11 protein-coding genes and 1 pseudogene are annotated in these 14,088 nt (G+C 35.4%); 9 read left to right on the top strand and 3 right to left on the bottom strand.

The genetic code is table 11. The features are described 5' to 3' along the window. Positions 1 to 376 precede the first annotated feature (376 nt). From BCR22_RS06395 to BCR22_RS15925, 4 genes and pseudogenes are all read left to right on the top strand, one after another. Positions 377 to 943 (top strand): YdeI/OmpD-associated family protein, encoded by a 567-nt coding sequence (locus BCR22_RS06395; protein WP_069654112.1) that lies wholly within the window; start codon positions 377 to 379, stop codon positions 941 to 943. A 104-nt stretch (positions 944 to 1,047) separates the two neighbouring features. Beyond that, the gene (locus BCR22_RS06390) at positions 1,048 to 1,626 is read left to right on the top strand and encodes a histidine phosphatase family protein (RefSeq protein ID WP_069654111.1); all 579 of its coding nucleotides are present in this window, start codon (positions 1,048 to 1,050) and stop codon (positions 1,624 to 1,626) included. After that, complete coding sequence (locus tag BCR22_RS16010) at positions 1,571 to 1,870, top strand: MerR family DNA-binding transcriptional regulator (protein WP_420841166.1); 300 nt, start codon at positions 1,571 to 1,573, stop codon at positions 1,868 to 1,870. Before BCR22_RS06390 ends, BCR22_RS16010 begins: the two co-directional genes overlap by 56 nt. Before the next feature lie 59 nt (positions 1,871 to 1,929). After that, a pseudogene (locus BCR22_RS15925) lies at positions 1,930 to 2,115 on the top strand (hypothetical protein). Positions 2,116 to 2,155: 40 nt separating this feature from the next. On the opposite strand, the gene BCR22_RS06380 reads toward BCR22_RS15925, so the two are convergent. Continuing rightward, entirely contained in the window at positions 2,156 to 3,154 is a 999-nt protein-coding gene (locus BCR22_RS06380) for a linear amide C-N hydrolase (RefSeq protein WP_069654109.1), read from the bottom strand. A gap of 449 nt (positions 3,155 to 3,603) precedes the next feature. On the opposite strand from BCR22_RS06380, the gene BCR22_RS06375 reads away from it, so the two are divergent. Then, on the top strand, positions 3,604 to 5,388 hold the full coding sequence (locus BCR22_RS06375) for a collagen binding domain-containing protein (protein ID WP_069654108.1): 1,785 nt from the start codon (positions 3,604 to 3,606) through the stop codon (positions 5,386 to 5,388). Positions 5,389 to 6,006: 618 nt separating this feature from the next. Beyond that, complete coding sequence (locus BCR22_RS06370; protein WP_069654107.1) at positions 6,007 to 9,114, top strand: WxL domain-containing protein; 3,108 nt, start codon at positions 6,007 to 6,009, stop codon at positions 9,112 to 9,114. Between the two features lie 241 nt (positions 9,115 to 9,355). Here BCR22_RS06370 and BCR22_RS06365 read toward each other — a convergent pair whose 3' ends face one another. Both BCR22_RS06365 and BCR22_RS06360 read right to left on the bottom strand, forming a co-directional pair. Beyond that, positions 9,356 to 9,964 (bottom strand): hypothetical protein, encoded by a 609-nt coding sequence (locus BCR22_RS06365; protein ID WP_069654106.1) that lies wholly within the window; start codon positions 9,962 to 9,964, stop codon positions 9,356 to 9,358. 91 nt (positions 9,965 to 10,055) lie between these two features. Continuing rightward, positions 10,056 to 10,382: a winged helix-turn-helix transcriptional regulator gene (locus tag BCR22_RS06360; protein ID WP_069654105.1), complete on the bottom strand. Its 327-nt coding sequence runs from the start codon at positions 10,380 to 10,382 to the stop codon at positions 10,056 to 10,058. Between the two features lie 295 nt (positions 10,383 to 10,677). On the opposite strand from BCR22_RS06360, the gene BCR22_RS06355 reads away from it, so the two are divergent. From BCR22_RS06355 to arsB, 3 genes are all read left to right on the top strand, one after another. Then, positions 10,678 to 12,186 carry a DUF1846 domain-containing protein gene (locus BCR22_RS06355; protein ID WP_069654104.1) on the top strand — a complete coding sequence of 503 codons (1,509 nt, stop codon included), beginning with the start codon at positions 10,678 to 10,680 and terminating at the stop codon, positions 12,184 to 12,186. Positions 12,187 to 12,515: 329 nt separating this feature from the next. Continuing rightward, positions 12,516 to 12,821 carry an ArsR/SmtB family transcription factor gene (locus BCR22_RS06350; protein ID WP_069654103.1) on the top strand — a complete coding sequence of 102 codons (306 nt, stop codon included), beginning with the start codon at positions 12,516 to 12,518 and terminating at the stop codon, positions 12,819 to 12,821. A gap of 143 nt (positions 12,822 to 12,964) precedes the next feature. Beyond that, positions 12,965 to 14,023 carry an ACR3 family arsenite efflux transporter gene (gene arsB / locus BCR22_RS06345; protein ID WP_069654102.1) on the top strand — a complete coding sequence of 353 codons (1,059 nt, stop codon included), beginning with the start codon at positions 12,965 to 12,967 and terminating at the stop codon, positions 14,021 to 14,023. Positions 14,024 to 14,088 lie beyond the last annotated feature (65 nt).

The following is a 14,088-nucleotide window of genomic DNA, read 5'->3' as shown; positions in this document are numbered from 1 at the left end:
GAGGAATTACAGTGCGAGAAACTTACGATTAAATTATTGTTAGCGAAATGAAGCATCAAATAGTAGTTGAAAATTTTTGGCAAAGGAGGTTGGGACAGAAGTGTTTAACTCCGAGAAATAAGAAGAAATTTACGAAAATTGCTCTTCAAATTTTTGTGAATTTCGGCTTATTTCCGAAGGAGTTGCTTCTGCGCCCACCGTTTATTCGGTTTTTAAGAGCCTGAAACATAACGTTTTTAGTTATGTCCCAGGCTCTTTTGCCTTTTACGTTCAACTCTATTTAGTTTCATAAGCTTGATGTTTTAGTATCTTTTATAGAAAAGAAGATTCAAAGTGTTATTGAAAATCGGTTGAAAATAAATTAGGAGTTAAATGCTTGCAAATCGATAACCTATTACCCATCACAACCAGACAAGAACTACGAGACTGGCTAAACACAAATAGCACAACCGCAAAATGTTGTTGGGGCATTGTCAGTATCAAACCTGAACCAAATAAAATTCAATATTTAGATGCAGTAGAAGAAGCCTTGTGCTTTGGCTGGATTGACGGTATTAAAAAGAAAGTTTCAGAAACACAAACAGCACAACGACTTTCACCAAGAGCGAAAAAAAGTCCTTGGACAGAACTGAATAAAGAACGTGTTCGCCGTTTGGAAAAACTAGGTTTGCTAACAGAACAAGGTAGGAATGTTTTGCCGGACATGACAGCAACTCCTTTTCAAATCGATACGGTTATCGTAGAACGACTGAAAGAGGATATGGAAATCTACGAAATGTTCTTAAACTTTCCAGAATTATATCGGCGTATTCGGATTGACACAATTCAAACGTACAAACATCAACCTGAATTGTTTGAAAAACGATTAGATAAATTTATTGAGAACACCAAAGCCAATAAAATATATGGTGCTTGGCATGACAACGGGCGCTTGCTTGAATAGGTAGAAAGTTAAGCTGAACAGTTATGTTCAGCTTTTTTTACTTGCCTTGGAGCGCACTTCGTGGGTTATGATAAGTAAAACATATAGAAATGGGGATGAGGTAGATGACGAAAACATTATATCTGATGAGACACGGCGAAACATTATTTAACCAACAGAAAAAAATCCAAGATTGGTGCGACTCTCCACTTACGGAAAAAGGTATCAAACAAGCGCAGATTGCAGGGGCTTATTTTAACGATCATGGTATTGATTTTGATGATGCGTATACGTCTACATCTGAACGCGCTAGCGATACCTTAGAGCAAGTGACAGATAGGTCATATAAAAGGGTCAAAGGCTTGAAAGAATGGAATTTTGGCCGTTTCGAATCAGAAAGTGAGGCACTAAACCCACCGTTACCCTATGGAGATTTCTTTGTTGGATATGGTGGAGAAGAAGAAGGTCAATTTAGAGAACGAGTATCGGAAACCTTGATGAAAATCATGAAAGAAGCGGGTGAAACGGTGTTAGCTGTATCCCATGGGGCCTCTTGCCGACAATTTATGCGAAATTGGGCCCATACAAGTGATGTGGATCAAAAAGACCGTTTAGGAAATTGCTGTATTTTGAAATTTGAATTTGAGCATGATACATTTAGATTACAAGAAATCATCAATCACGATTTTTCCAATTTGGAATGAGCAATTAAAGAGGACAACTCGATTGAATAGCAAAGAAGCTGCAGAAATGTTTGGTTTAACGACTGATAAGATTCGTTACTATAAACGAGCGGGTATCATTCCACGAAAAGAACGGGTACCGTGCGTACACTACAAGAGAGTTGAACTGGATTTAGTTAGCAAAAAGTTTGCGTCATGCAGGTGTCTCAATAGAATCTTTTCTCCCAAGAGTGCTAAGAATACTTGTGGTCGTCCAAACTTTTAGTATGATACGAAAAACGGCGAGCTTGAAATGAGGAATTAAAAAAATAAAAGAAAACGAGGTTGGGACAGAAGTGTTTAACTCCGAGAAATAAGAAGGAATTTACGAAAATTGCTCTTCAAATTTTTGTGACCAAGTAGGTACTGTGCAACATCAACTTGTTCCTTGTTGTGTTTTACAGCAATTTCGGCTTATTTCCGAAGGAGTTGCTTCTGCGCCCACCGTTTATTCGGTTACTAAGAGCCTGAAACATACCCTTTTTAGTTATGTCCCAGGCTCGTTTTCTTTTTATTTTTTAGTATTGCGATACAAAATGTCTTCTGTATCACCACTAGACCAGATTTTTCCAGAAGTAGCATCGAAATCTTCATTTTCTAGTTGGATACAGCGAATACGGTGATTATTATACGTTTTATAGTAATAGTTTAGTGAGCTATTCACCATAACAGAGGTATATTGAGTATAGTCATACGCTTGTGTTGTTTTTACGACACCTTTAGGAATATCCACATTAGCAAGAACATGAAACATAGACGTAACACCGTCTAACTCTGTCTGAACATCATGTAAGCAAGCCTTTAGAAAGGCCGCTCTAACAAATCTTGATGGTGGTGTAAAATCACCAGGAAGACCAAAAGCACCAGCGCCTTCACCAAATGGTTTCATGACCATATCTTTTAAATGAACTTCTGTTTTTTGACTAGGTTGAAGGCCAATATAATTTCTTAAATTCGTTGTATGCCATTTATAGTCGGGACTATTTGTCATGACCCCAACTGTGTTTTCGTGAATATTTAAGGTTTGTTCAGTGTATTCAATGACGATGCTTTTCCCGGTTTTATCAGTGATGACCCAATGAAGAGGTAAGACGATGCCTAAGAAATCTAAGGCCGTATTTTCAACTCGAGCGTTTTCCATTGTCTGTGTTACCTCTTCAATCGTTGAACAATTAGACAATAAAAATGGGACAACATCATGAGGTGCTAAGGTATATTTTTTAGAAGTATCTTGATTGTTATAATCAGCATACCCTGAAAAATAAAGAGCAGCACAAGAGAGTCCTTTTTCATTTAAACCATCCGCAAAAACAAAGTATTCCTTATTCACTTGCCGCGCCATTCCTACAAAGGCGTATTCATTTTTACGGTCGTAGCTCTCGTCATTAACGAATACAAATTTTTTTCTTGGAATAAACGTCGGCTCACCCTCTAAAATAACCGCAAAATCCATTGTTCTAGCTAATAAAACATGTTGATCTTTTGTCGTCATTGTAATACTTGTACACATCAATAATCGCTCCCTCTTTTTTCTAAAATAAACCTTCTATTATAAGATTATAAAATAATATAAATTAAAAATGAACTTTATAAAAGTTTAACGTAATTTATACTTATAATCAAAAATATACTATGAAAGAACGTTTTTAAAGTAAGAAAAAAAGTAACCTTTCTTGAATCAAGATAAAAAATTGTTCTAATCATGTGTTTTTATCTATGACAGGTCAAATAAGAAATCTTAATCATCAATTTACAATCTTATTTTTAATAATAATTCGATAATATTGTTATTAAAAATATATTTAATGAAAATAACAATCATTATAATTTAATGTAAAACATATAATCTTTGACACGACTTCCTTTTTTGTTTAACATCAGAAAAGTTGCTCTTCACAAAAGCAATATAGAATGCATATTAGTCTATATCAATCACGAGGAAGGAAAGATGTATAAAAGATGAGAAAGAAATTATCTTGGTTTTTTGTAATGTTTGTAGGGTTGTTAGGAGTAGTTGGATTTAGCCAGCAGTCATTGGCTGCGGAATTAAATAATGGAGGGTTTGTTGATTCAATCCATTTTGATAAATCAGAATTGTCAGATGGCGAGTTGACCTCTATTAGAGTAACGTTCAGTGAAAAATCTACTACTAAGCTAAGTGCAGGAGATACCTTAACTCTATCCTTACCAAAAGAGCTTGAAGGCCTCGTTGATTCTGATAGTGTACCACGTGAAATTGATTTAAATGGGTTAGGTATAACCCGTGTTTATAAAGATAAAGTAATTGCGACCTTTAATGAGAAAGTGAATCAGTTAGATCACGTTCGTGGTGAATTTACTTTCGGTGTGCGTGTAAAAAATGTTGCAGAAAATACAGTGAAAGAGATACCAGCAAATCTTGGAACATCAATCACTGTACCCAATATTGTAGTCAAAGGACACACAGGCGGTGGCGTGGAAGGTGAGAAACCTTTCTTTTATAAAACTGGGGATCTACTTGGGAAATCTGGTCAAATCCGTTGGTTTTTAAATGCAAATTTGAATAAACAAGAATTAGGAAATGACATCGTTTTGACAGATCAATCTGGTGGGGGACAACTATTAAATAAGGATAGTTTTGTGTTTACGGTCGATAATTATTTAGGTCGGTCGACACTTAGTTTGTCAGAGTTTGAAAATCATGGATATGGGACCGTTACATTTGGCGAAGACAATGCTTTTGTAATTCGTCTTTATCGTGAAAAAGCACGGTTGGCTTCCTTTTCAATTATGTACACAGCGACAATAACAGAGGCTGGGGAAAAACAAGCGAACTTTACTAACGATTGTCAAATTGAGTATCAACTGTATTATGAAAAAGCGACAAATGAAGTAGCAACGCACAAAGTAAAGAATATCTTTTTAGACGGAAATGCCACAGGTGATGAAAATGAGCGAATAAATGAGCCGGAGGAACAGGAAGTAATCATAGAAGACGAATCCAATCAGATAGAAGAAATCACGCCTCTGGATCCTAAAAAAACAGAAGAGACGAAAGAAGAAGAATTAAATCAAGCCAAAGAAGATCATCCCGAAATCTATGTTGGAGAGAAAACAGAAATGATTGAAGACGAATCTAGTGAGTTAGGTGAAATCCAACCAATCGAGGAAAAAACGGCAAAAGAAAGCGAAGAAGAGTCAAATCAAGCCAAAGAAGATAGTCCCGAAATCCATGTTGGAGAGCAAATAGAAATGATCGAAGACGAATCTAGTGAGTTAAGTGAAATCCAACCAATCGAGAAAGAAACAGCGAAAGAAAGTAAAGAAAAAGAGTTGAATGAAGCTAAGGAAGAACAACCAGAAATTCACGTTTATGAACAAAAAGAAACAATCGATGATGAGTCAACAGAATTAGAAGAAATCAACCCAATTCAGCCAGAGACTGTTGATGTAACAGAAGTACCTTTATTAGAACCAGCCATTTCTGGAAAAGAGATTGAGGTGCACCAAGATAAGCCTGTCAAAGAAGAGATTAAATCGAATGGACATGCAGAAGGTGAACGGATACTAGTAAAAGAAGAAAAAAAACAATCAAAAGGTGATACCATTCTTTCGAATACATCTAAAAGAGATGCTGTACAACCAAAAGACCAATTACCAAAAGCTGGAAGCAAAGAGAGCAACATTGCTAAGACTGTTGGTTTGCTAACAATTATGCTAGCTGTCGGGGCTTATGTACTAAATCGTAAAAAAAGAGTGAACTAATAATTAAGATAAAGGATAAGACAAATGGTGCTAACTATTTGTCTTATCCTTTATTTCTGTTCTCCTTCATAGGCATTATTTCCATACATTTAAACAAGTATAAGTGGTAGTTTCATGTTATTTTCCTTATTTTTTCGGAATAATATGTTTAATATCGATTAATAAAATCGAAACAAAATGATTTTAATATAGAAGTCGCTCATTTTTTACTTAAAGCATTTCAAACGTTTCTTAGAGCTATCCGTTTATTGAAAAAATAAATAATAATACGGTGTTAATATAGTATGTACAGGGAAGTATACTTTGAAAGCATATTTGTTCGTTTTTATTCCAACGAAGTGTGTAAGGATTCTTTTTCTGTTCGCTCAATAAGAATTTTTGTAGAAATTATCTACGCGTATGTTATGGAGGTATTTGATGAAAATGAGAGTGATACGTATCTTGGTTTTAACAACATATACATGTTTTAAAAATATAGCCAATACTTAACCAATTTGTATATAAATGACTACTGATAATCAAATTACTGAGAAAATAAAAAAGAGTCTAATTTGGGAATGCTATATTTCTTAGCTATTATTTGGTTTAAGGAATTAATTTTCTAAAGGAGGAAGAAAGATGAAGAAAAAAAATATAGTATTTTCACTAATACTATTAATGACATTCATATTAGCAATCGTGTACATAACAAAAGGAGCATCCTTAGAGGCAAAAAATGGAGACCTTAGTAAAGATGAAAGCAAGACTTCAAATAATACTGGGTTATCGGCACCTATTCAAAGACAAGCGCCACCAGCACTAGATGTTAGCTGGATACCAGTAGACACGGCGCGACGTGAATCTGTTAATCTAGATGAAACTGGGGAACTGCAACTTGTGTATAAATTTGGGGATATGTTTGATACTCCATTGAATATTAGCTCATATTTACAACTAATTCCCAATGTGTTTTTAAGAGATTTGAAGACCTATCCAGATGGTGTGGTTCCAGGAGATATTCAAGCATTATATAGAAATTCAGTTCCAACAGAAGAGGGAGACTATATTTTTGGACCAAATACTAGCCAATCTATTATTTTGGGTGTGAAAAATCCGAAGACTGGCGATGACATGGTTTATAAGACATTTAACCCGATAAAAAATTCTGCCAAGTTTTATAGGAAAGAGACTGCTAATGGTAGCGTAGCACTTATGGCAAAGTATCGTGCAAAACCAAAAGAATCAAGTTTAGGGAGCTTGCCGGAGATAATGAACTTCGAATTTGAGTTAACACAAGTAATGTATCCTGAGAAAGGCAATATCCGAATTGAAATTTATCTGAAAAACATTACACCAGATGACGCTATTAGAGATTTCTCATTAGATAATGTGGCGTTAATGTCTTATTTTGATACGTTTTTGTCTGATAATGATGAAGTGCCGATTCGTTATTTGGGAAATAATCGAGGACTGTATATTGAACAAACAGATGCGCTAGTAAATTCACCAATTTGGGCTCCAGAGCCAAGAGCTACATATCGTTTGAATTATTATTTTCAGGTACCAAATCCAGTAAGTAATTGGGCTGGTAGTGGTTATAGCGATGCATTGTATATGCTTAAACCAAATGGTGCGTTTGATGGGTTAAATGGTAGCGGGAATGAAGCAGATAATGGGATTGCAGGGACACCTATTCTGTTAAACGGTATTGTCCCACAACATTCATATGATACAGCGATGGCTATGAAATCTGCTATAGTCCCAACATTAAAATTTGGAGATTTTATCAGTTATTCTTATAAGGTTGGTTTACAGAAAATTAGTGAAAAACCTTCCATTATTTTAGATTCAAATGAAGGATTCAGGTTAACAGATCAAGGAACACACAAGATTACAGGTCAATGGTTTGATTCAGACAGTACCAAAATGAAATTGTATTATTCTATAGATGGTGGGACGAATTTTAAAAAATTTGAAGAAAAAGAAATTGCTCTAAATGAACTCGGAACAGGAATTGATTTTTCTTTAGAATTATCAAAGGATTTAAAAGATGAGGACCAAGAAATTCTAATCTATGCTGAAGATTTTCCCGAACCGGAAAAAGAGCCATTGAAATCAGAGGTAGTGACATATAAGTTGATCTATGTTGATTCTAACCCTGTCATAAAATTAGATAAAAACAATGGACGTGTTCCTGTAGATACCTATAAAGTGACTGGGACTTATATAGATGATGATAAATATAAGCCGACAACTGTTTTTTATAAAAAATTACAGGATCCGGACAGTCAATATAAAGAAGCGACAGTCATCAATGGATCGGAATCAACCTTTGAATTTTTGATTCCTAAGACCGAAATTGTTAATAGTGACAAATCATACATGTTCGCGATTCGTGCCAAGAATAAATATGAAATTGAATCCAACGTAGAAGTGTTGAAGCTTTCTAATAATCCTTCGAAACCAGCCTTTAATTTACGTTCTGGCGAAGCAACAAAAGTGTTATCACCTACTGCAAAAAGCTACCCAATCACGATTGAGGATTTTACCCATATAGGATTCTATTACCCATTAGACATTCAATATAAGGTAGACGAAGTTGGCAGTTGGCAGTCTATTGGAACAAAAATCAATACAACTCAATCTAGTTCAATGACTGCTGTGACTGAAAGTGGACAAAAGATTGAAATACCAGCCTCAGCTTTAGCTTTTGGTAAAAAGCACGATGTTTACCTTAAAGTAGTGGACCAGTTTGGTATTGCATCTGATCCACAAAAAGTAGAATTCATTATGCCGGAAAGCCCTTTTTTAACAGTAGAAAATAAGGATGCCCCATCACTGGGTGAGGCACAAGTCGTAAAAGGAACAATTCAGACAGAATACTTCCCAGCAAAATTCCAATATAAGATCGAGAAAAATGGCGAAACTGGATCTGCTTATAGAGAAGTGGCGGATAAGGATCTAACAATTGATCCAGCAACTGGTAAATTTAGTTTTACAATAGAGGGCTCTTTGTTACCAGAAGGGGCTAGCTATGAGATTTTTGTAAAAGGATTTGATGCCTACAGTCAAGAATCAGAAGAGGTTAGTTATCGTTTGATAGAAGTTGTCCATTTTAAAGTCAAGTTTGTGAATTCAGTTGGAGAAAGGATTCATCCTGATATTACGATTAGCCAAGAACTCGGAACAAAGATTAATTTAGCTTTAGAAAGCGAAGTACAAGACATCCTAGAAAAGTTAAAAAAACGACGCACACTAGTGGATTCTACTGTACCGACAGCTCCGATAGAGGTAAATAGCTCCACTGCTTTTTGGGAATATAAGTTTACTGGGCGTTTATCCTATGTGTCTTCTCCAACAGGTTTTGATTTCGGAGTACAAACGTCTTCTGCCAGAAAGATACGTGTAGAGAATCCGGAAGTGATAGGACTCCCTCTGATTGTATCAGACACTAGAGAAAGTAAGCCAGGCTGGTCACTAAATGTGAAGTTAACAAAAGAATTGTTGAATGCAGACGGAAAGACGATTTTAAAAAATGCAGTTCGTTATAAGCATGGAGATACAGAATCCATTTTAGACAATCAAGCTCTATCTGTTTTTCAGAATCTAGACTTTGGGGAATACGACATTAGTAAACATTGGACTCCTAAAGGAGATGGATTTAAGTTGGAAATTGGTCTGGGTTCAGTTAGTGCGCTAGGTAAGTTCCGAGGCGAAATTCAATTTGAACTTTGTGAAACACCATAATAACTTTACAATAAATAAAAACTGTGTAAGTATCTAACACTGAGCTGTCATAACTTAGTGGAATACGTACGCAGTTTTTTCTAGTATCAAGTACCATATACTTATAGTTGTCTTTTTATTTTCAGTTCAAAGTAATCAAGACAGATTTTTATAGCAGTAACTTTAGCTATAAAACGTCGACCATTTCTCAATAGACCACTATTATAGCAAAAGAGCAAGAGTTCTAAATGCTGTCTCTATTCTAATCGATTGCTGTGATCTTCAAATCCTTGAAAAAAGCTTCTGTACCGATATCAACGAAAAATCCAATAGCTCCTTTAGCTTCAGCGCCATGTTTCATCTTGTCTACTACTAAAACGGGTTCTTCACTATCATTTACATAAAATGCTGCTTTAGCCTCTTTAATCACCGCTTTTAAACTGATCCATTCGTCCAGACCGATGTCAGCTGGACCCTCAAAATCAGTGATTCCAAGAGTGCGGAAATAGTCAAACGTGTATTTAGGATAGGAAAAATATTGTACACCACGATTTTTTCTGATGGGATCATCTATACGACCGTTAGTGGGTCTTACATAAAAAGATTCAAATGCTGCATCATCTTGATTGATCCGAAAAGCAATCCCGATAAAGCCACGCGCGAAATCAGGTGCATCTGGCAATAAGCGACTTAGCATTTTCACTTCGATTGTCCCATTATGAAATGTTGAGCCAACTACTTTTGCGTACGTATTTTCATCAAATTCCATCAGTTTGTCTTTTTTTACAACTCTTAAAACAGGCTCGTCATTTAATGTTGTATACTCAACGCTAGTATGAACTGCTTCGATAGGTGTAATTTCACTGTGCATATTAATATCCTCCTCAATAATGGCGTATCTCTTAAATAAAAGTATAGACAATTTTTTAGGAAATGTTAAGTAGGCACTAATTTGTAACTATCTATCCAATTTGCTCCTTATAAAACTGTCCCCATTGTCTCATGGCTTCAATAACAGGTAGAAAAGTCTCCCCAAGTGCAGTTAGCTGATATTCGACATGCGGTGGGACTTTTTGGAAATCAACGCGTTCTACAAGACCATCTCGTATCATTGAGTTGAGGCTTTCGGTCAAAACTTTTTGGGAGATTCCAGATAATGATCGCTTTAGTTCAGAATTTCTTTTTGGCCCAGTAATTAAATCTCGTATAATCAATGTTTTCCATTTGCTACCGATTAATTGAACAGTCGTCGCCACATCACAAAGCGGCATTTCTTCTTTTTTTATCATTGAAAATCAGCTCCTATGTAGTATGTCTAAGGTGCTAGTACCTCAATTTATTATGTGTTTTTTTAGAGTATTATTCAACCGTTTTCTCTATTAGTAAAAACTTTTATGTATAAGTAGTTTAATTTCTATAGTCAGTGCTATTAATTGTTTTGATTAAGGTATTGCGAATAGGGAACTTTAGTAGGAAATTATAGATAAAATGTGTTTAGAGAATAAAGAATGACATTCTGTATCGTAATCAGTCGTAAATAAGTTTATAATAGATGGCAGTATACAAATATCGGAGGGTTCTTACGTGAAAAAACTAGGTTTTGATCCACAAAAGTACATCGAAGAGCAATCAAAATATATCCTTGAAAGGGTCGATCATTACGATAAATTATATTTAGAGTTTGGTGGGAAATTGATTGGGGATATGCATGCGAAGCGCATTTTGCCAGGTTTTGATGCGGATGCTAAAATTAAACTGTTACAAAAATTAAAAGACCAGGCTGAGATTTTGATTTGTGTTTATGCAGGGGATATCGAGCGTAATAAAATTCGTGGCGATTATGGCATTACCTATGATATGGATATTTTGCGCCAAATCGATGAGTTAAGAGAATATGGCTTAGCTGTCAATAGTGTGGTGATTACACGCTATAGTGGACAGCCTTCTACAAAAATGTTTATCAACAAATTGGAAAGAAGAGATATCAAAGTCTATAAACATGCAGCGATTGAAGATTATCCATCCAATCTTGAGAAAATCGTCAGCGAAGAAGGCTTTGGGAAAAATGACTACATTCCAACAACAAAACCAATCGTAGTCGTTACAGCACCGGGACCTGGTAGTGGGAAATTGGCCACTTGTTTGAATCAACTATATCATGAGAGTCGTAATGGTAAGACTGCTGGTTATTCAAAATTTGAAACCTTCCCAGTTTGGAATGTTCCGTTGAAACATCCGTTAAATATTGCCTATGAAGCAGCAACCGTTGATTTGAAAGATGTGAATATGATCGATTCATTCCATTTTGATAAATACCAAAAAGTTGCTGTGAATTATAATCGAGATGTGGAGACGTTCCCAGTGATCAAACGAATCATTGAAAAAATTACGGGTGAAGAATCAGTTTATCAATCACCAACCGATATGGGTGTGAACCGTGTCGGCTTTGGTATCATCGATGATGACGTGGTGAAAGAAGCATCTAAACAAGAAATCATTCGCCGCTGTTTTGCTACAGAATGCGACTTTAAAAAAGGCTTGATCGATGAAGAAACGGTCAATCGCATTAAGTTGATCATGGAAGAAGTAGAGCTGAAAAAAGAAGACCGCAAAGCGGTACTTCCTGCTAGAGAGTATTCAGAGCAACTAGGAGAACAAACCCAAAGTAATGATACTCCTGCAGTCATTGCGTTTGAGTTAACAGATGGGAGAATTGTAACAGGGAGAACAAGTAGTTTAATGGATTCTTGTTCATCGGCAATTTTGAATGCTATCAAAACCTTAGCCAATGTATCGGATGAAATTTTGTTGTTATCTCCAGTGATTCTAGAAACCATTCAAACGATGAAACGGAAAGACCTACACAGTAAGATAACAGCTTTAAAAGCTAATGAAATCTTGATTGCTTTAGCGATTAGTGCGGTAACGAATCCTACAGCACAATTAGCGTATGATAAATTATCTGAATTGAATGGTGTCCAAGCACATTCTACGGTGATGTTAAGTAAGAATGATGAGCAAACGTTAAGAGAGTTAGGATTGGATGTTACGAGTGATGCGGTTTATCCGTCTGAGAATTTGTATTATATTTAGGCTGGTAGACTATCATTCAAAGTTGTAATAATAACGTTAAATCCTGATATAAATTTTTATTGAAAGACAAGTTGTTGAGTAGTCAATTACTTGTCTTTATTTTGTCGCGAGTAGTTTAAATGATGTCATATTTGCAAAAAAAGAAAATCTATTGACAATACATAGATATTCCTCTATATTAATTTTATACATTTATGAACATCTATATGAAATGGGAATATTTTTAACTACGTGGTTATTTGCCGTTCAACAGTGTGACTGTTTGATATTTTATTAGCGTTAGCGGGTCATTTCATGATTTAGAATTAAAGTAAAAGGGAAGTGGAAAAATGAATTATGAAGATCATGCAGTGAAATTAAAAACAATAACGGATCCTAAAAGGATGAAGATTATCGATCTACTTTCATGTGGTGAAATGTGTGCTTGTGATATTTTAGTCCACTTTGATTTTACTCAACCAACTTTATCTCACCACATGAAAATATTGGAAAAAGCTGGATTTGTACATGTGACGAAAAAAGGCAAGTGGCATCACTACAGTTTAAATCAAGAGGAGTTAAAAATATTCATGAAAGAATTTAATCAATTATTTTTTTACTCAGATAGCTGTGTTTGTCAGAAAAATAACGTATAACAGAGAATCATTCGGCTTTTAAGCATTCAAAACATATGATGGAGTGATAAAGTAGCCGAATGATCAAACGGGCAAAAAAAATTTTTTTAATCAACACATAAATGTTTATCTATGTGTTAGTGGAAGTTGGAGGATGAATAAGAATGAATCGTGTAACAAAAAAGATGTCGATAGTAGACAAATATCTTACCGTGTTGATATTCTTAGCAATGGCAATTGGAGTAGGTGTCGGCTACGTTTTTCCTGGTGTACCTAAAGTAATGGAAAGCATGTCTTATGGCACAACGTCCATTCCGTTAGCGATTGGCTTAATATTAATGATGTATCCACCTTTGGCAAAAGTGAAGTATCATGAAATTGGGCGCGTCTTTAAAGATTGGAAAGTGCTATTATTGTCTTTATTTCAAAATTGGGTCGTGGGCCCTGTTTTAATGTTTCTATTAGCGGTGATTTTCTTGAAAGATTACCCTGAGTATATGGCGGGCCTCATTATGATTGGTTTAGCACGTTGTATTGCGATGGTCATTGTGTGGAGTGAATTAGCGCAAGGGGATAATGAATATACTGCAGGCCTAGTCGCATTTAACTCCATTTTCCAAATTATTTTCTATCCTATTTTTACCTATCTTTTTTTAACGGTATTACCAAAGGCAATTGGTTTAGAAGCACATACTCTGAGTATCACAATGGGAGAAATAGCTAAAAGTGTTTTCTTTTATTTAGGTATTCCATTTATTGCGGGATTCATCACTCACTTTACCTTAACAAGATTAAAAGGCGAAGAATGGTATGAAACGGTCTTCATTCCTAAAATCAGTCCACTCACATTAGTGGCCTTATTATTTACGATTGTTACAATGTTTTCTGTTAAAGGAGATAAAATCATTGAATTACCGATGGATGCTATCAGAATAGCGATACCACTGCTGTTATACTTTGTCTTGATGTTTTTTGTATCATTTTTACTCTCTAAAAAAATGGGTACTAGTTATCCAGTAGCGACGTCTCTTTCATTTACAGCCGCAAGTAATAACTTTGAATTAGCTATTGCTGTAGCTGTAGGAGTGTTTGGGATTAACTCTGGAGAAGCGTTTGCTGCAGTTATCGGACCGCTCGTAGAAGTCCCTGTATTAATCGCCTTGGTGAATGTAGCATTAAAATGGAAAGACAACTACTTTGAGAATGAAGAGTCACGATTATAATGAAGAAATCTATTTTTTAATCTGTTCAGCATATTCATTGGGGCTTAGAATACTCCGCAAAAGTC

Origin of the sequence: Enterococcus plantarum (assembly GCF_001730295.1) — a bacterium.
GTDB lineage: Bacteria > Bacillota > Bacilli > Lactobacillales > Enterococcaceae > Enterococcus_L > Enterococcus_L plantarum.
The sequence above is the reverse complement of the archived record's forward strand: the minus strand, read 5'-3'. Positions and strand labels throughout refer to the sequence as shown.

Excerpts from the sequence above, each read along its gene's own strand:
- BCR22_RS06390 (WP_069654111.1), top strand. The coding sequence starts at position 1,048 with ATGACGAAAACATTATATCTGATGAGACACGGCGAAACATTATTTAAC.
- BCR22_RS16010 (WP_420841166.1), top strand. The coding sequence starts at position 1,571 with ATGATACATTTAGATTACAAGAAATCATCAATCACGATTTTTCCAATT.
- BCR22_RS06380 (WP_069654109.1), bottom strand. The coding sequence starts at position 3,154 with ATGTGTACAAGTATTACAATGACGACAAAAGATCAACATGTTTTATTA.
- BCR22_RS06375 (WP_069654108.1), top strand. The coding sequence starts at position 3,604 with ATGAGAAAGAAATTATCTTGGTTTTTTGTAATGTTTGTAGGGTTGTTA.
- BCR22_RS06370 (WP_069654107.1), top strand. The coding sequence starts at position 6,007 with ATGAAGAAAAAAAATATAGTATTTTCACTAATACTATTAATGACATTC.
- BCR22_RS06365 (WP_069654106.1), bottom strand. The coding sequence starts at position 9,964 with ATGCACAGTGAAATTACACCTATCGAAGCAGTTCATACTAGCGTTGAG.
- BCR22_RS06360 (WP_069654105.1), bottom strand. The coding sequence starts at position 10,382 with ATGATAAAAAAAGAAGAAATGCCGCTTTGTGATGTGGCGACGACTGTT.
- BCR22_RS06350 (WP_069654103.1), top strand. The coding sequence starts at position 12,516 with ATGAATTATGAAGATCATGCAGTGAAATTAAAAACAATAACGGATCCT.
- arsB (WP_069654102.1), top strand. The coding sequence starts at position 12,965 with ATGAATCGTGTAACAAAAAAGATGTCGATAGTAGACAAATATCTTACC.